This is a genomic window from Pseudomonas sp. FeN3W, assembly GCA_030263805.2.
Lineage (GTDB): Bacteria > Pseudomonadota > Gammaproteobacteria > Pseudomonadales > Pseudomonadaceae > Stutzerimonas > Stutzerimonas stutzeri_G.
This window is the reverse complement of sequence record CP136010.1, coordinates 1318702-1336212: the sequence shown is the minus strand read 5'-3', so window position 1 is coordinate 1336212 and position 17511 is coordinate 1318702. Positions and strand designations below refer to the sequence as shown.

General features: G+C 68.8%; 18 protein-coding genes. 11 read left to right on the top strand and 7 right to left on the bottom strand.

What is annotated here, in order from left to right:
• Window positions 1-71 precede the first annotated feature (71 nt).
• The 5 genes from P5704_006160 to nifL form a co-directional block, all read right to left on the bottom strand.
• Window positions 72-1097 (bottom strand): XdhC family protein, encoded by a 1026-nt coding sequence (locus P5704_006160; protein WOF80068.1) that lies wholly within the window; start codon window positions 1095-1097, stop codon window positions 72-74.
• A gap of 157 nt (window positions 1098-1254) precedes the next feature.
• Window positions 1255-3537 carry a molybdopterin cofactor-binding domain-containing protein gene (locus P5704_006155; protein WOF80067.1) on the bottom strand — a complete coding sequence of 761 codons (2283 nt, stop codon included), beginning with the start codon at window positions 3535-3537 and terminating at the stop codon, window positions 1255-1257.
• Window positions 3538-4008 (bottom strand): (2Fe-2S)-binding protein, encoded by a 471-nt coding sequence (locus tag P5704_006150; GenBank protein ID WOF80066.1) that lies wholly within the window; start codon window positions 4006-4008, stop codon window positions 3538-3540.
• A gap of 183 nt (window positions 4009-4191) precedes the next feature.
• Window positions 4192-5757 (bottom strand): nif-specific transcriptional activator NifA, encoded by a 1566-nt coding sequence (nifA, locus tag P5704_006145; GenBank protein WOF80065.1) that lies wholly within the window; start codon window positions 5755-5757, stop codon window positions 4192-4194.
• 14 nt (window positions 5758-5771) lie between these two features.
• Complete coding sequence (gene nifL / locus P5704_006140) at window positions 5772-7322, bottom strand: nitrogen fixation negative regulator NifL (GenBank protein WOF80064.1); 1551 nt, start codon at window positions 7320-7322, stop codon at window positions 5772-5774.
• 473 nt (window positions 7323-7795) lie between these two features.
• Here nifL and rsxA point away from each other — a divergent pair, with 473 nt between their 5' ends.
• Genes rsxA through P5704_006095 form a run of 9 tightly spaced genes read left to right on the top strand, consistent with a single transcriptional unit; the run spans window position 7796 to window position 14401 of the window.
• Complete coding sequence (rsxA, locus tag P5704_006135) at window positions 7796-8368, top strand: electron transport complex subunit RsxA (protein ID WOF80063.1); 573 nt, start codon at window positions 7796-7798, stop codon at window positions 8366-8368.
• A 35-nt stretch (window positions 8369-8403) separates the two neighbouring features.
• Entirely contained in the window at window positions 8404-8928 is a 525-nt protein-coding gene (locus tag P5704_006130; GenBank protein WOF80062.1) for an RnfABCDGE type electron transport complex subunit B, read from the top strand.
• A 42-nt stretch (window positions 8929-8970) separates the two neighbouring features.
• Complete coding sequence (rsxC, locus tag P5704_006125) at window positions 8971-10437, top strand: electron transport complex subunit RsxC (GenBank protein ID WOF80061.1); 1467 nt, start codon at window positions 8971-8973, stop codon at window positions 10435-10437.
• Window positions 10434-11534, top strand: a complete 1101-nt coding sequence (locus P5704_006120; GenBank protein ID WOF80060.1) for an RnfABCDGE type electron transport complex subunit D — start codon at window positions 10434-10436, stop codon at window positions 11532-11534. Before rsxC ends, P5704_006120 begins: the two co-directional genes overlap by 4 nt.
• Window positions 11531-12217 carry an electron transport complex subunit RsxG gene (gene rsxG / locus P5704_006115; GenBank protein ID WOF80059.1) on the top strand — a complete coding sequence of 229 codons (687 nt, stop codon included), beginning with the start codon at window positions 11531-11533 and terminating at the stop codon, window positions 12215-12217. The genes P5704_006120 and rsxG overlap by 4 nt, the downstream gene beginning before the upstream one ends.
• On the top strand, window positions 12214-12933 hold the full coding sequence (locus P5704_006110) for an electron transport complex subunit E (GenBank protein WOF80058.1): 720 nt from the start codon (window positions 12214-12216) through the stop codon (window positions 12931-12933). Before rsxG ends, P5704_006110 begins: the two co-directional genes overlap by 4 nt.
• A gap of 25 nt (window positions 12934-12958) precedes the next feature.
• Window positions 12959-13219, top strand: a complete 261-nt coding sequence (locus tag P5704_006105; GenBank protein WOF80057.1) for an RnfH family protein — start codon at window positions 12959-12961, stop codon at window positions 13217-13219.
• 55 nt (window positions 13220-13274) lie between these two features.
• Window positions 13275-14006 (top strand): dinitrogenase iron-molybdenum cofactor biosynthesis protein, encoded by a 732-nt coding sequence (locus P5704_006100; GenBank protein WOF80056.1) that lies wholly within the window; start codon window positions 13275-13277, stop codon window positions 14004-14006.
• Entirely contained in the window at window positions 14003-14401 is a 399-nt protein-coding gene (locus P5704_006095; protein ID WOF80055.1) for a nitrogen fixation protein, read from the top strand. The genes P5704_006100 and P5704_006095 overlap by 4 nt, the downstream gene beginning before the upstream one ends.
• 23 nt (window positions 14402-14424) lie before the next feature.
• Here P5704_006095 and P5704_006090 read toward each other — a convergent pair whose 3' ends face one another.
• Window positions 14425-14841 carry a Plug domain-containing protein gene (locus P5704_006090; protein WOF81182.1) on the bottom strand — a complete coding sequence of 139 codons (417 nt, stop codon included), beginning with the start codon at window positions 14839-14841 and terminating at the stop codon, window positions 14425-14427.
• A gap of 169 nt (window positions 14842-15010) precedes the next feature.
• Complete coding sequence (locus P5704_006085) at window positions 15011-15784, bottom strand: TOBE domain-containing protein (protein WOF80054.1); 774 nt, start codon at window positions 15782-15784, stop codon at window positions 15011-15013.
• Between the two features lie 397 nt (window positions 15785-16181).
• On the opposite strand from P5704_006085, the gene P5704_006080 reads away from it, so the two are divergent.
• Window positions 16182-16505: an iron-sulfur cluster assembly accessory protein gene (locus P5704_006080; protein WOF80053.1), complete on the top strand. Its 324-nt coding sequence runs from the start codon at window positions 16182-16184 to the stop codon at window positions 16503-16505.
• A 63-nt stretch (window positions 16506-16568) separates the two neighbouring features.
• Entirely contained in the window at window positions 16569-17510 is a 942-nt protein-coding gene (nifU, locus tag P5704_006075; GenBank protein ID WOF80052.1) for a Fe-S cluster assembly protein NifU, read from the top strand.
• The last annotated feature ends 1 nt before the right edge of the window (window position 17511 follow it).

Here is a 17511-nt window from a genome sequence, read left to right as displayed (position 1 = left end):
TTCAAGCGGATCACCGTCGCCAGCCAGGGACGCAGCTATGCATTGTGGACGCCGGAGATCGGCCGCCCCATTCACCTGGATGGCCGTGCCCAGGCGTTCAGCGCATGGTGGGAGGAAGCTTCAAGCTTCAAGCCAGGCTCCACCCCATTCTTCACCGCCAGGATTTCCGCCATCACGCTCACCGCGATCTCGGCGGGGGTCTTGCTGCCGATGTAGAGGCCGACCGGCGCATGCAGGTGCCGCAGGGAGTCCTCCGTCTCGTCGAAGTGCTCGATGAAGCGGCGCCTGCGGCTCGCGGTGTTGCGCCGCGAGCCGATGGCGCCGACGTAGAAGGCGGGGCTGTGCAGCGCCGCCAGCAGGGCCAGGTCGTCGAGCTTGGGGTCGTGGCTCAGGGCGACGATGCAGGTGCGCGGGTCGGGATTCAGGGTACGAACCGCGTCGTCGGGCATTTCCGTGCTGAGCGCCACGCCTGCCACGGTCCAGGTTCCACGATGTTCGATGCGCGGATCGCAGACCGTCACCGCGAAGTCGTTGAACAGGGCCATGGTGGCCACGTACTCGGCCAGCGCGCCGGCGCCGATGAGCAGCATGCGGTATTGCGGCCCCAGGGTGCAGGACAGGCTGGCGCCATCGAAGCGCAGCGCCTCGGGGATCGAGGTCGGCTGCAGCGTCACCGCGCCGCTGGCGCAGTCGACCGTGCGCTGCATGAGTCGTCCCGATTCCAGCTGGCGCACCAGTTCGTCGAGCGCCGTGAAGTCCGGCTGGAACTCCAGCAGCAGTTCCAGCGTGCCGCCGCAGGGCAGGCCGAAGCGATGCGCCTCGTCCGCGGTGACGCCGTAGCGCACGACCGCGGGCGTCGTCTGCCCGATGTCTCCCGCGCCGCCGTAGGCGCGGGTGTAGCGGTGGACCAGGTCATCCTCGATGCAGCCGCCGGAGACCGAGCCCACGCAGCGGCCATCCTCGCGCAATGCCATCATCGAACCCACGGGGCGCGGCGACGAGCCCCAGGTCTTGACCACCGTGACCAGCAGCAGCCGATGTCCGGCCGCATGCCAGTCGCGGGCGGTGCGCAGTACGCGTACATCGATGCTTTCCAATGTCGTGGTTCCTTATCGGGCATGAGCGGCCGTCAAGCGCGGCAGGGCATTCCTGTGTACTAGACCGTGCCCGCCCCGTCGCAGGTCGTGTGCGCCGACCGGCGGCGAATCGCCCGGCGTGCCCGAAGCGCACGACAGGCGATTTCCGGGCCGGTTCTTACGCCACCCTGCGCACCGGCAGGCTGCGCACGCGCTTGCCGGTGGCGGCGAAGATCGCGTTGCACAGCGCCGGCGCCACGGGCGGCACCGGCGGCTCGCCCACGCCGCCGGGCGGCAGGTCGTGGTCGTCGTTGACCAGGTGGGTGCGGATCAGCCGCGGCGAGGCGGAGTGGCGCAGCACTTCGTAGTCGTGGAAGTTGCTCTGCTGCACGCGGCCGCTCTCGAAGGTGATCTCGCTGGCCAGCGCCAGGCCCAGGCCCATGATGGCGCCGCCTTCCATCTGCGCGCGGATGCGTTCGGGATTGATCTGCGGGCCGCAGTCCAGCGCCATGTCGACGGCCAGCACGCGCACCTCGCCCTCGTCGTCCACGGCCACCTCGACCACGCTGGCCGTGTAGCTCATGAAGCTGTAGCAGAAGGCCAGGCCCAGGCCATGGCCCTCGGGCAGTTCGCGGCCCCAGCCGGCGCCTTCGCAGGCGGCCTCGATCACGCCGCGCAGGCGGCCGGTGTCGTAGGGGTAGCGTTCGGGCGACTCGGTGTAGTTCCAGGTGTCGGCCAGCGTGCCGGGGTCGAGCCGGCGTGCCGGCCCGATCAGGTCGAGGGCGAACTGCCGGTGGTCCTTGCCGGCGCGGTGCGCCAGTTCGGCGATGAAGCATTGCGCGGCGAAGGCATGCGGGATGTTGGCCACCGAGCGGAACCAGCCGATGCGCGCATGCGCCGGCACCTCGGCGGTTTCCACGCGCACGTTGGGGATGCGGTAGGGCATGTTGATGGCCGACATGGCCGACTCGAACAGCTGCTGGCCTTTCGCCCCTTCGGCGAACAACGAGGCGATCGTGGGCGCGGCGCTGCGGTGCAGCCAGGAACGCACCTGGCCCTGCCGGTCGACGACGGCTTCCAGCCGTTCGCAGGAGACGGTGTGCAGGTAGTCGTGGCGGATGTCGTCCTCGCGCGTCCACACCAGCTTGACCGGGGTGCCTTCGGGCATGGCCCGGGCGACGATGGCGGCTTCATCGACGAAGTCGGGCTTGGACTTGCGGCCGAAACCACCGCCCAGCAGCAGGACGTTGACCTTGACCTTCTCGGGCTGGAGTCCGAGCCGGGCGGCCACGGCGTCCCGGGCGGCGATGGGGTTCTGGACCGAGGTCCAGACGTCGGCGCGGCCATCCTGGATGCGCACCGTGGCCACGGGCGGCTCCATCGACGCATGGGCCAGGTGGGGCACGTAGTACTCGGCGGCGAAGCGCTCGCGCTCCGCTGCCTGCGCCCAACTGCCCGGGGCGTCGCCCTGGTCGCGCATCACCTTGCCGGGCGCGCGCGAAGCCTCTTCCAGCGCCTGGCGATAGGCGGCCGAGTCGTAGCCGGCATTGGCGCCGTCGTCCCATTCGAGTTCCAGCGCGGCACGGCCCTGCATGGCGGCCCAGGTGTTGCGCGCGACCACGGCCACGCCGCCCAGCGGCTGGAACGCCGGCGCGCCCTGGAAGGCGGGAATCTCGATGACCTGCAGCACGCCGGGCAGCGCCAGCGCCTTGCGGCTGTCCAGCCGGCGCAGCGTGCCGCCCACCACCGGCGGGCGGGCCACCACGGCGTAGACCATGCCGGGCAGGCGCATGTCCATGCCGTAGATGGCCTGGCCCGTGCCGATGTCTTCCAGGTCGACGAGGCGCACCCGGTCCTTGCCGATATAGCGGAACTCGGCGCGGGTCTTGAGCCGCAGCGCATCGCCCGTGGGCACGGGTTGCCTGGCCGCATCCGCCGCCAGTTCGCCGTAGCCCAGGCGGCGACCGCTGGGCTGGTGCAGGACTTCGTGCTGCGTCGCCCTGACCTCGGCGACCGGCACCGCCCAGCGCGCGGCGGCCGCCGCTTCGAGCATCTGCCGGGCGGCCGCGCCGACGCGGCGCATGGGCATCAGGAAGTGCCGCACGCTGCGCGAGCCGTCCACGTTCTGGTTGCCGTAGCGCGCCTCGTCGGCCTCGGCCTGCACGACCTTGACCCGGTCCCAGCGCGCCTCCATCTCGTCGGCCACCACCATCGGCAGGCTGGTGCGCACGCCGGTGCCCATCTCGGCGCGGTGCGCCACGATGGTGACGGTGCCGTCGGTCGCGATCGAGACGAAGACCAGCGGATCGTCCACCGTACCGCCGGGCATGCTGTCGGCACCGTATCGGGGAGCGTCGTCGGCCCAGGCGACGCTGACCAGGCCCCTGGCCGTCACGGCCAGCGTCAGCAGGCCCAGGCTGCCCTGCAGGAAACGACGTCGGGAGAGTGCGCTGCCGGTCATCTACTGGTCCCCCTGCGCAAGGACTTGCGCCGCCTGCTGGACGGCGGCGCGAATGCGCGGATAGGTGCCGCAGCGGCAGATGTTGCCGCTCATGGCTTCTTCGATCTGCTGCTCGCTGGGCGCCGGCGTGCTCTTGAGCAGGCCCACGGCCGTCATGATCTGGCCGGCCTGGCAGTAGCCGCACTGGGCGACGTTCTGTTCGAGCCAGGCGCGTTGCACCACCTGGCCCACGCGGTCGGCCTGCAGGCCTTCGATGGTGGTGATGGCGTGCTCGGCCGCCGTCGAAACGGGCGTGATGCAGGCGCGGACCGGCGCGCCGTCCATGTGCACCGTGCAGGCGCCGCACAGTGCCACGCCGCAGCCGAACTTGCTGCCGGTCATGCCCAGCTCGTCGCGCAGCGCCCACAGCAGCGGCATGTCGTCGGGGACCTCGATGTCCCTGGCCTGGCCATTGACCTGAAGTCTCGCCATGGTGAACTCCTCGGGAAGGTAAAGGGCCACGGCCATGGCCCATCGCGGGTGATACGCGCTCGGAATTTTCCCGGAAAATATAGGCAGGCATTCATTAGATTGCCTACTAGCCGTATTAAGGGTTCATCAGGTGTCCACTGTATTCGAGGCCCGGACGTGGGGCTCGAGGGGGCGCTGTGCCGTTCAGATCTTGCGCATGTGAATGTTCAGCGTCTGCACCCGGTAGGCGATCTGCCGGGGCGTCATGCCGAGCAGGCGGGCGGCCTTGGCCTGGACCCAGCCGGCCTGTTCCAGGGCGGCGATGACGCGTTCGCGGTCGTCGAGGCTGTCGTCGGCGAGGTCGACCTCGGGGACCGGCGCCAGCGGCGTGGCGTCGTGGTCGAGGCCGGTGAGGGAGACCACGTCGCGGCTGATGGTGCCATCCTCGCTCATGATGGCCGAGCGTTCCAGGCAGTTTTCCAGTTCGCGCACGTTGCCCGGCCAGCGGTGGCTCATCAGCAGGCGCAGGGCGCTGTCGGTCAGCTTGAGTTTGCGGCCCTGCTGGCGGGCGATCTTGTCGAGGAGGAATTCGGCCAGTTCCGGGATGTCGGCGCTGCGCTCGCGCAGCGGCGGGACGCGGATGGCCATGACGTTGAGGCGGTAGTAGAGGTCTTCGCGGAACTTGCCTTGCTCCACCTCGTGCTCCAGGTCGCGGTTGGTGGCGGCGACGATGCGCACGTTGACCTTCACCGTCTGGGTGCCGCCGACGCGCTCCAGTTCGCCTTCCTGCAGCACGCGCAGCAGCTTGGCCTGGAACATCGGCGAGATCTCGCCGATCTCGTCGAGGAACAGGGTGCCGCCGTCGGCCTGTTCGAAACGTCCCTTGCGCTGCTTCACGGCGCCGGTGAAGGCGCCTTTCTCGTGGCCGAACAGTTCCGATTCGAGCAGGGTTTCCGGTAGCGCGGCGCAGTTCAGGCGTACCAGCGGCTGATGAGCGCGCGGCGAGTTGTAGTGGATGGCGCTGGCGATCAGCTCCTTGCCGGTGCCGGATTCGCCGAGGATCAGCACGGTGCTGTTCCACTTGGCGACCCGCCGCACCTGGTCGAAAACCCGGCGCATGGAGGTGGTGTGGCCCACCACCATGTTCTCGAAGCCATACTTGGCGCGGACTTCGCGGCGCAGTTCGTCGCGCTCGTCGACCACTTCCTGGCCGTCCTCGAGGTTCACCACCAGGCGCACGGTCTGCGCCAGCAGGCGGGCGACGATTTCCATCAGGCGGGTGCGCTCGGGCATCAGCTCGTCGGCGCGGCGGTCGGGTTGCGCCGCCAGCACGCCGATGGTGGTGCCGTCGATGGCCTTGATCGGTACGGCGATGAAGGGCAGGTCCATGTCGTACAGCGCCAGCCGGTCGAGAAAGCGCGGTTCGGCGTCGATACGCCCGAGCACCACGCTGTTGCCATGTTTGAGGATGTTGCCGAACACGCCTTCGCCGATGCGGTAGCGGGTGCTTTCGCAGGCCCGTACCACGGTTTCGGAGTCGCTGTGCACGGCGCCCACCTGCAGGCTGCCGTCCTTCGGGTTGCAGATGGAGACCAGCCCGTGCAGCAGGCCGAGGTCTTCGTGCAGCACGGCGAGGATCTCGGCCAGCAGTTCCTCGATGGGCCGGCCGCGGTTGAGGATGCGGGCGATCTGCGCCAGCGCCTGCAGTTGGGCATCCAGCAGTTCGCTGCGGGTCGGCGCGCTGGGGCGTTCGGCGAATGTGGCGTTCATGCGAGCTTCCCCTGTCAGCTGGCCGAGAAGGGCAGTTCGACGACGATCCTGCAGCCCTGGTCGTAGCCGCTATCGATATGCACCGTGCCGGCGTGTTCGGTGACGGTTTCCTGCACCATGGCCAGGCCCATGCCGCGGCCGGCTTTGTGCGGCGGCTTGGTGCTGAAGAACGGCTCGAATACCTTCAGCGCCAGCTCCGGCGCGATGCCCGGGCCGCTGTCGGCTATTTCCAGGCGCACCACCCGCTGGCCCTGGACGCGGGTGACGATCGACAGCGTGCGCGGGTTGTCCTGGTTCTGGCTCATGGCCTCGATGGCGTTTTCCAGCAGTTGCTTGATCATGCTGCGCAACCGGCCTTCGGCGCCCATCACCCAGGGCAGGCGCAGCGCCGGTTGCCAGTCGACGACGATGCCCTGGGCGAGCAACTGGTCGGTCATCAGGCTGACCACTTCGCGGATCAGCTGGTTGACGTTGACCGGCACGCAGCCGCCGGTCTGGCGCTGCGGAATCGAGCCGCTGAGGCTTTCCAGCGCGTCCATGCCGGCCTGGCTGGCTTCGCGCATGGCGCTGAGCACCGGGTCGCCCTCGGCGCTGTCGCCCAGGCGCCGTTCGAGCATGCGCAGCGCGGCGCTGATCAGGTTGACCGGGCCCTGCAGGCGGTGGATGGCGCCGTTGAAGGTCTCGCGCATGCCGTCGAGCAACTCTTCCTCGGCCATCAGCACCTTCAGCGCGTTGAGCTGGGAGGCCTGCTGTTGCTGGCGCAGCCCGGTGATGTCGTTGATCGTGAGCAGCAGGTAGTTTTCCTCGCCCGGGTCGAAGAAATCGTCGGCGCGCTCGCCCTCGATGCGGATGGCGCGGCCGTGGCAGGACAGCCAGCGCGGGGCGTGGCCGCCGAGGTCGAAGGTGACTTCCTTGCCGGTGAAGGCCTGGCCATGCGTCTTCAGCGCCTCGATGGCGCCGCCGAGGTTGTCCTGCAGCAGGCTCACCAGTTGCGCGGGCGTGGCCTGGTCGCCGAGCTCGGCGGCCAGGCGGTTGAAGCTGGGATTGGACAGGCGGATGCGCAGGGCGTGATCGAGCACGACGATGGCCGCCGGCGCGCTGTCGACCACCGCCTCGATGATCAGCCGCTGGTTGCTGACGCGCTGTTCGAGCTTGTGCTGGTCGCTGCTGTCGCGGTGCATGCCCAGGTAATGGATGGTCCGCTCGTGCTCGTCGAGCACCGGTGCCACGGTCAGCTCGGCGAGGTAGCAGCTGTCGTCCTTGCGCCGATTGATCAGCATGCCGGACCAGGCCTTCTTCTGCGCCAGGCGGCTCCAGAGCGCCTGGTAGACCAGCCGCGGGGTGGTGCCGTTGGACAGCACCGACTCGTTCTTGCCGATCACCTCGGCGCTGTCGTAGCCGGTGATGGCGCTGAAGGCGCGGTTGGCATAGAGGATGTTGGCCTTCAGATCGGTGATGGAGATGGCGATCGGCGCGTGTTCCACGGCTTGCTGGAACACCTCGGGCGCCAATCCATCGGACGCGGCGGGTTGCCCCACGTCGCGCTCGGGGGTGGCCTGGGTCATGTGCAATGTCCTCATCGATGCGGCGAAGCCGACGTCTGTGCGCCGGTATCCGCTGCAAAGCCATACGGTTAGGGGCTGTTGCCGTTTCATCGAGGTCGCGAATGAAATGGCAACAGCCCCCTCGGGTTTTGCAAACCGCGTGCCGCCGGTCACATTCCACGTCGGCGACCCCGCAAGGGCCCTAAACAGGTTGCGCAGGCGCATTTGCGCCCGGCAAACGCCCGTTGCGCTGTTGCAAAACCCACAGGGAGGCGCGCCTGCCCCTCTGGACCTGTCGTAAATCCCACAAAATCCGTCCCGCCAGCGCCGTCGGAGGCTGCGCTATCGCGAGCTTCGTTGATCTGCATCAACGAATCCCGGGCTCCCGGGGGGCTCCGGGACATCTGGCGGGGCGTGGCATGCTTGATGCAAAACCCTCTCGTGACGTCGCGTTGCCCGACAACGGTGCAGCGCCATTACAGCGGAGAGGGTTTATGGAATACGCGCTGTTCCTGATCGGCACCGTACTGGTCAACAACGTGGTGCTGGTCTACTTCCTCGGCCTGTGTCCGTTCATGGGCGTGTCCGGCAAGCTCGATCCCTCGCTGGGCATGGGCCTGGCGACGACCCTGGTGATGACCCTGGGCGGCATCAGCAGCTGGTTGCTCGAACACTACGTGCTGCTGCCGCTGGGTATCGGCTTCCTGCGCATCCTTTCCTACATCCTGGTGATCGCCGGCATGGTGCAGCTGATCGAGATGGTCATCCGCAAGGTCAGCCCGCCGCTGCATCGTTCCCTGGGCATCTACCTGCCCCTGATCACCACCAACTGCGCCGTGCTGGGCGTGCCGCTGATCAGCGTGCGCGAGGGCCACGGGCTGGCCGAGGCGGGGTTGTTCGGCCTGGGCTCGGCGCTGGGTTTCACCCTGGTGATGGTGATCTTCGCCGGCCTGCGCGAGCGGCTGGCATTGGCCAGCGTGCCGGCGGCCTTTGCCGGCGCGCCGATCGCTTTCGTCACCGCCGGGCTGCTGGCGATGGCCTTCATGGGCTTCGCCGGCCTGATCTGAATGCTGCTGCCGGCGAGGCTGGCGAAGGAGGAACGATGCTGGGCGCAATTCTGGTTCTCGCACTGATGGGCCTGCTGCTGGGCGGCGGTCTCGGCCTGGCGGCACGCTACCTGGCGGTCTCGGAGGAGAATCCGCTGGTCAAGGAGATCGAGGCGTTGATGCCCGGCAGCCAGTGCGGGCAGTGCGGTTATCCGGGCTGCGGCGCGGCGGCCAGCGCCCTGGTCGAGGGCCGCGCCGCGGTCACCTGCTGCCCGCCCGGCGGCGCCGCGCTGGCCGAGCGTCTGGCCGAGCTGCTCGGCGTGCCGCTGGATGCCAGCGCGCTCGCCGCGCCGATGCTGGCGCGCATCGATGCCGCCGAGTGCACCGGCTGCACGCGCTGCTTTCGCGCCTGCCCGACCGACGCCATCGTCGGCGCCAATGGGCAGATCCATTGCGTCTTGAGCAACGCCTGCACCGGTTGCGGCAAATGCCTGGAGGCCTGCCCGGAAGACTGCATCGCCCTCGCGGCCCAGGAACCGACGCTGGACCATTGGCGCTGGGCCAAGCCCCGGGCCGCCTGATTTCGCCTGATGAACAGGGGCGTCAGACCCCGGGAGTCGACCATGTTCCACCTCGCGCATTTTCGCGGCGGCATCCATCCCGCCGCCCACAAGGACCGCTCGGCCGCCCTCGGCATCGCCGTGCAGCCACTGCCGCCGCGCCTGTACCTGCCGTTGCGCCAGCACGCCGGGGCCGAGGCCTTGCCGGTGGTGAAGGCGGGCGAACGGGTGCTCAAGGGCCAGTTGCTGGCCGGCTCGCCCACCGAGCTCTCGGCGCCGATCCATGCGCCGAGTTCCGGGCGCATCGTCTCGATCGGGCCGATCGACGCGCCGCACCCGTCCGGGCTCCAGGTCAATGGCATGGTGCTCGAATGCGATGGCGAGGAGCGCTGGATCGAGCTGGACGTACCGGCCGATCCCTTCGCCGAGGCCCCGCAGCGGCTCGCCCAGCGTGTCGCCGATGCCGGCGTGGTCGGACTCGGCGGGGCGATCTTCCCGGCTGCGGTGAAACTCAAGCAGGGCACGAAGCACGAGATCAAGACGGTGCTGGTCAACGGCAGCGAGTGCGAGCCGTACCTGAGCTGCGACGACCGGCTGATGCGCGAGCGCGCCGAGGCGGTGGTCGACGGCGCGCGGCTGATCCAGCACATCCTGCGCGCCTACAGCATCGTCATCGCCATCGAGGACAACAAGCCGGCGGCGCTGGCGGCCATGCGCGCGGCCAGCGAGCCCTACGGCGCCGTCGAGGTGGTGGCGGTGCCGGCGCTCTACCCGATGGGCTCGGCCAAGCAACTGATCCGCCAGGTCACCGGCCGCGAGGTGCCGGCCGGCGGGCGCAGCACCGACGTCGGCGTGCTGGTGCACAACGCCGGCACGGTCTACGCGATCCAGCAGGCGCTGCGCCACGGCCGCCCGCTGATCTCGCGGGTGGTGACGGTGGCCGGCGGCTGCGTGAGCAGCCCGCGCAACGTCGAGACCCTGATCGGCACGCCGGCGCAGGCGCTGCTCGACACCTGCGGCGGGCTGCTGCGCGAGCCGCGGCAACTGCTGCTCGGCGGGCCGATGATGGGCATGCCGCTGCCGTCGACGGCGGTGCCGGTGATCAAGGGGGCCACCGGCCTGCTGGCGCTCGACCGCCACGAGTTGCCGCATGACGACAGCGCGCCGTGCATCCGCTGCGCGCGCTGCGTGGATGCCTGCCCGATGGGCCTGGCGCCGCTGGAGATGGCCGCGCGCACCCGCGTCGACGATTTCGACGGCGCCAGCGAGTACGGCCTGCGCGACTGCATCCTCTGCGGCTGCTGCGCCTACGTCTGCCCGTCGCACATCCCGCTGGTGCAGTACTTCCAGTATGCCGTCGGCCAGCAGGACGAACGCCGCAGCGCCGCACGCAAGAACGATTACATCAAGCGCCTCACCGAGGCGCGCGAGGCACGCCTGGCCGAGGAAGAAGCGGCCAGGGCGGCGGCCAAGGCCGCGAAGAAACGCAAGACGGCGGCGCCGGCCGCCAGCAGCGAGGTGTCGTCATGAGCGCGCCAGGTATCGCATCGGGGCCGTTCGCCCACGACCGCTCCTCGGTCGACCGCATCATGCTGCACGTGTGCCTGGCGCTGCTGCCGGCGACGGCCTGGGGGCTGTACCTGTTCGGCTGGCCGGCGATCAACCTGTGGCTGCTGACCTGCGCCAGCGCGGTGGCCTGCGAGGCCGTCTGCCTGTACCTGCTCGGCCGGCCGCTGCGCCGCCTGCTGGACGGCAGCGCGCTGCTCAGCGGCTGGCTGCTGGCGCTGACGCTGCCGCCCTGGGCGCCCTGGTGGATCGCCGTGGCCGGCAGCGTCTTCGCCATCGGCATCGGCAAGCAGCTGTATGGCGGCGTCGGGCAGAACGTGTTCAACCCGGCGATGCTGGCGCGGGTGGCGCTGCTGATCGCCTTTCCGCTGCAGATGACCACCTGGGCGCTGCCCCTGCCGCTGGGCGCGGCGGGCGCGCCCGACTGGCTCGAAGGCCTGCGCATCACCTTCGCCGGCGGGACGCTGGCCGATGGCCTGAGCGGCGCCACGGCGCTGGGCCAGTTGCAGACCGAGCTGACCCTGGGCCATGGCGCCACGCAGATCCTCGCCGAGCATTTCGACCTGCTGCCGGCCTTTCTCGGCTACAGCGGCGGCGGCCTCGGCGAGACCTCGGAGCTGCTGATCCTGCTCGGCGGGCTCTGGTTGCTGGCGCTGCGCATCATCCACTGGGAGATCCCGCTGGGCATGCTGTTGACGGTGGCGGCGCTGGCGGCGCTGGCGCACCAGATCAATCCGCAGGTGTATGGCGGCGGGCTGTTCCACCTGACCTCGGGCGGGTTGCTGCTCGGCGCGCTGTTCATCGCCACCGATCCGGTGACCTCGCCGACCAGCCGCAGCGGGCGGCTGGTCTTCGCGATCGGCTGCGGGGCGCTGGTGTTCATCATCCGCAGCTGGGGCAATTTCCCCGAGGCGGTGGCCTTCGCGGTGCTGTTCATGAACGCCCTGGTGCCGCTGATCGACCGGCTCTGCCGGCCGCGCGCCTATGGGCGCAACGCGCGGGGCAAGCCGCTGGTGGCGGCGAAATGGACCAGCCAGGTGAAGGAGGTCGACAAGGTATGAACGAGATGACCCAGGTTCCGCCCGCAGAGTCCGGCAGCGAACCGTCGGCCGTCCGACCCGGCCTGATCGAGGCCTGGCGCGACCGGGTCGCCTACCAGGCGCTGTCGCTGGGGCTGGTCTGCGCCCTGGTGGCCGTGGTGCTGCTGCTGGGCAACCAGCTGACCCGGCAGCGGATCGTCGATGCCGAATTGCAGGACCGCCTGGCCGTGCTGCGCCAGGTCCTGCCGCAGGCGCTCTACGACAACGACCCGCTGGCCGACGCCTTCGAGCTCGAGGATGCCGAACTGGGCCTGGTCGAGGTGTACCCGGCGCGGCGTGCCGGGCAACTGACGGCGACCGCCTTCCAGGTCAGCACCGTCGGCTACGGCGGCCCGATCGTCCAGCTCATCGCCCTCGACAACGAAGGCCGCATCCTCGGCGTGCGGGTGCTCAGCCACAAGGAAACCCCCGGCCTGGCGGACAAGATCGAAATCGCCCGCAGCGACTGGATCAAGGGCTTCGACGGCCTGTCGCTGGCCAACACAGCGCTGGATCGGTGGGCGGTGAAGAAGGACGGCGGCCAGTTCGACCAGTTCGCCGGCGCCACCATCACCCCGCGGGCCATCGTCAAGGGTGTGGTGCGAACGCTCGAATTCCAGGCCCGCCAGTCCACTGTCCAGTCCAACCAGGAGACCCGGCCATGAGCAGCCATTGCGGATCACCCGAGGTCGCGGCAGCCACGCCCAAGGGGCTGTTCGGCTACTTCAGCTCGGCGCTGTGGGACTACAACGTCGCCCTGGTGCAGATGCTCGCGCTGTGCCCGGCGCTGGCGGTGACCACCACCGCCACCAACGGCCTGGGCATGGGCCTGGCCACCACGCTGGTGCTGATGATCACCAACGCGATCGTCTCGGCGCTGCGCCACAGCATTTCGCCGGCGGTGCGCAACCCGCTGATGATCGGCATCATCGCCGGCGTGGTGACGCTCATCGACATGGCGATGAACGCCTGGATGCACGAGCTGTACAAGGTGCTGGGGCTGTTCATCGCGCTGATCGTGACCAACTGCGCGGTGCTCGGCCGCGCCGAATCCTTCAGCAGCCGCAACCCGGTGCTGCCCTCGATCCTCGATGGCGCCGGCATGGGCATCGGCTTCACCTGGGTGCTGATCGTGATCGGCGGGGTGCGCGAGATTCTTGGCAGCGGCACGCTGTTCGCCCAGGCCTCGCTGCTGCTGGGCGAGCACTTCCGCTGGCTGGAGATCACCGTCTTTCCCGACTTCCAGGGGATTCTGCTGGCGATCCTGCCGCCCGGGGCATTCATCGTCCTGGGCTTCGTGCTGGCGTTCAAGCGGGTGGTCGACCGCCGCCGCGCCGAGCGACGGGTCAGGACCCATGGCGAACTGATCGTGCTGCAGTGAGGCCGGCCGAGGAGCGAAGCGCACCATGAAGATTTCCGTTGTATACGCCGCACCCCGGCAACCCCTGCTGTTCGATTGCCGGGTGGCGGAGGGCTGCAGCGTGGCCGAGGCCATCGAGCAGTCCGGCCTGCTGCGCTACTGCCCGGACATCGACCTGGGCAGGCAAAAGGTCGGCGTCTACGGCAAGTTCGTCAAGCTCGACAGCCCGCTGAAGGAGGGCGATCGGGTGGAGATCTACCAGCGCATCACGCGCGTGCTGGACGAAGACGACGATGACGACGACTGAAGCGATCGTCGCAGACAGCCACCGTGGATGAGAACAGCCCAGAGAGGAGCGACCGATGGACAGCCAGCCCCCGAAAATGAACCGTGAAACCGCACTGCGCATCGCCCTGGCCGCCCGGGCCCTGCCCGAGGTGGGCGTGGGCCGCCTGCTGGAGATCCTGCATCAGCGGATCGAAGGCGAACTGAACGAAGAGAGCCTGCAGCGCGTGACCGTCACCGACCTCAAGACCGCCTTCGCCAGCGCCGATGGCGAGGAGGACGGCGAGGACATCGGCATCGGCCTGCCGGCGCTGAAGGAGGCGGTGCGCATCCTCTGGGGCGAAGGCGTCGACGACGACCTGCCGCAGGCGGAGGCCCTGGACGTCGTGCCGGAAGGTTCGATCCGGGTGGCCGTGGCCTCCAACAACGGCGAACGGCTGGATGGCCACTTCGGCTCCTGCCTGCGCTTCCTGGTCTACCAGGTCGGCGTCGACAGCCTGGCGCTGGTGGACGTGCGCTCGGCGCTGGACACCGAGTTCGCCGAGGACCGCAACGGCGCGCGCGCCGAACTGATCGGCGACTGCCAGGTGCTCTACGTGGTCTCCATCGGCGGCCCGGCGGCGGCCAAGGTGGTCCGCGGCGGCCTGTATCCGATCAAGAAAGCCGGCGGCGAGGCGCGGCAGATCCTCGCCGACCTGCAGACCGTCATGGCCGGCAGCCCGCCGCCGTGGCTGGCCAAGCTGCTGGGCGTGAGTGCGGAACAGCGGGTGCGCTTCGACCGCTCCGACGACGAGGCGGCCTGGGCATGAGCGACGCGCGCAGGCTGGTCGCCGTGGCCATCGACCGCCACGGCAAGGTCGCCGGGCATGCCGGCCGGGCGCATCATTGGCAGATGTACGACATCTGGCCCGGCGAGGCGCCGGAATCGGTCTACCGCCTGGCGCTGGACGAACAGGCCTGCCTGCACGAGTGGCACGTCAGCGCCCAGCCCGAACGCCATCCGCTGCACGCGGTGGACGTGGCCATCGCCGCCAGCGCCGGCGACGGCGTGGTGCGCCGCCTGGGCGAGCGCGGCGTGACGCTGCTGACCACCGCCGAGAGCGATCCGCTGCGCGCCGTGAAGGCCTGGCTCGCCGGCACCCTGCCAGCGGGATTGCCGCACGAGGAGCCGGGCTGTGGCGGCGAGGGCCATCGGCATCCATGAGCGTGGATTGGCGGAGGCGTGGATTATGAGGGCGGCCGCCAGACCGTAATCGTAGGCTGCGGCGGCGCAAAACGGGTCGTGGTGGCCGACCAGCAGCTCGGCGTAGACCGACGGGCGCACCGGCAGCTTGCGGATGTCCGCTGACGGACAGCACGAAGGCGACGAAGGCTTCGGCCGCCTCCGGCTCCCGCGTGCCGGCGGTGATCGCGACATGGCTGGGGTTGAGCCCGCGTGCGCCGGGTAGACGAAGCGCAGGGACGCGTCGCTGTCGATGCTAGAGGCGACGAAGAGTCGATGGACAGGCCGACCACCTCGACCCATCCCAGGTCGAAGGTGGTGAAGCGGCTGAGGTCCGCGTAGCCGTAGTAGGGGACGTAGATGGGGATGCCGTCGACGAAGATCGGCACCTGGCGCAGGTCGAAGCCGCGCACGTGGACCATTTCTTCGTTGCGCGCGGATCTGCTCGCGGCCGACCGACCGGGCCGCGCCCAGGCTGTCTTCGCCACGGTTGTCGACGACGATGGTGCCGAGGTCGGCCGGTGCGGATGGGGCCGACTGAGCATGGGCGAGCGTCGAGCTTCGGCGGTCATGGCGCTCCGCTGGAGCCGCTCACTCGGCGGCGACGATGACGTGCGAGGCCTTGATCAGCGCGGTGCAGTCCTGGCCGCTGCCCAGGCCCAGTTCGGCGACGCTGGCATTGGTCACCAGGGCGGTCAGCGTGCGGCCCGGCGACAGGCGCAGCTTGACTTCGCTGCGCACGGCGCCGGGAATCAGGCTCAACAGCTTGCCGTGCAGGCGGTTGCGGGCGCCGATGCCCACCGCCGGATCGGGCGACAGCATCACGAAGTCGGCCTTGATCAGGGCCATGGCCATCGTGCCCTCGCGCAGTTGCATCTCTTCCAGGCTGTCATTCGACACTGTCGCCTGCAGTGTCACGCCTTCGCCGATATCCAGCGTCACGCAGCCTTCGATGGCATCGCGCTCGATACGGCTGATGCGTCCGCGGTACTGGTTGCGTGCGCTGGTGCTGAGCGACAGCGCGCGCAGTTGCCGCTGGATTTCGGCCGCTTCCAGCGGCTCTGCGGAGGGGGGCGCTTCGCGCAACTGCTGCCAGGCTTCCAGCAGGCGTCTTCCGTACTCGGTCAGGTGGGTGCCGACTTCGGCCGAATAGTCGATCAAGGGCGCCTGGGACAGGTTGTTCATGGCATCCACGCAGTCCCAGGCGCTCTTGTAGCTGAGCCGGATCCGCTTGGCGGCACGGCTGATGGAGCCGGATGCCTCGATCGATGCCAGCAGCTCGAGGTTGCGCTCGGCGTTGCGAATGGATGTGGGCCTGGGCTGGCATTCGCCGGGTATCTGTATCTGGAGGGGTGGGACATTCATGGAAGAGCTCCTGGGAAAGGCTGTCTCGCCACCGCCTGCAAAACCGTCGCCAGGCTGGCATGCCGGGAAAGCGGCCGGTTTTCAAGGGCTTGGCTTTGTGCTCGGCGGGTTCGCGAATGTGCGGGTCGTGACAGGCAGGCTTTATCTATGTCGCTTTGTATATAAGTAAACATCGTGAAGCCAGCGGTTTCGATTCGTGTGCAGGGCGGACCGGGCTTGTAGCAAAGGTGACATTCGCCTTCGGCAAGTCCTGTTCGCGACAGCCGGGGTTGGCACGCCCTTCCTGCAACCTGTTGATAATCATCGATTTTCGTTTCTTTTCGGGTGTGGCATGGCGGTTGCAACTCCCCTGCTACAGGTTGCCCAGGCAGCCGCGTCCAGTCGAGGAGACATGCCGATGATTACTTTGACCGAGAGCGCCAAGTGCGCGGTTAGCCGCTTCATCAGCAACGCCGGCAAGCCCACCGCCGGCTTGCGCATCAGCGTCGAGGGTGGCGGCTGTGCGGGGCTGAAGTACAGCCTGAAGCTGGAGGAGCAGGACCTCGCCGGCGACCAGCGGGTCGACTGCGGCGCCTTCACCGTGCTGATCGACGATGCCAGCGCGCCGTTGCTCGCCGGTGTGACCATGGATTTCGTCGACAGCATGGAAGGCAGCGGTTTCACCTTCGTCAATCCGAACGCCAGCGGTGGCTGCAACTGCGGCAAGTCCTTCGCCTGCTAAGCGCCACTACGAGGCGGCCGGCCAGGACCAGCCGCCCAGCATTTCACCGGGAGATCAGCCGTCATGTGGGATTATTCGGAAAAGGTCAAAGAACACTTCTACAACCCGAAGAACGCCGGTGCCGTGGCCGAGGCCAATGCCGTCGGCGACGTCGGCTCGCTGAGCTGCGGCGATGCCCTGCGGCTGTCGCTGAAGGTCGATCCCGACACCGACGTGATTCTCGACGCCGGTTTCCAGACCTTCGGCTGCGGCTCGGCGATCGCATCGAGCTCGGCGCTGACCGAGATGATCAAGGGGCTGACCGTCGACCAGGCGTTGAAGATCAGCAACCAGGACATCGCCGATTTCCTCGACGGCCTGCCGCCGGAGAAGATGCACTGCTCGGTGATGGGCCGCGAGGCCCTGCAGGCGGCGGTGGCCAACTACCGCGGCGAAGAACTGGAAGACGACCATGAGGAGGGCGCGCTGGTCTGCAAGTGCTTCGCCATCGACGAGGTGATGGTGCGCGAGACCATCCGCGCCAACCGCCTTTCCAGCGTCGAGGACGTGACCAACTACACCAAGGCCGGCGGCGGCTGCTCGTCCTGCCACGAGGGCATCGAGCGGTTGCTGGTCGAGGAGCTGGCCGCCCGTGGCGAGATCTTCGTCCCGGCCGGCACCGGCGCCAGGGCGGCGAAGAAGAAGGCCAAGGCGCCGCTGGTGACCCTGGAGGCAGCGCAAGCGGCGCCTGCCGCGCAGCCCATGACCAACCTGCAGCGCATCCGCCGTATCGAAAGGGTGCTCGAATCGATCCGCCCGACCCTGCAGCGCGACCACGGCGACGTCGAACTGCTGGATGTCGAGGGCAAGAACGTCTACGTCAAGCTGACCGGCGCCTGCACCGGCTGCCAGATGGCGAGCATGACGCTGTCCGGCATCCAGCAGCGGCTGATCGAGGAACTCGGCGAGTTCGTCAAGGTGGTCCCGGTCAGTGCCCCGGCCCACAGCGCGATGGCGGAGGTGTGAG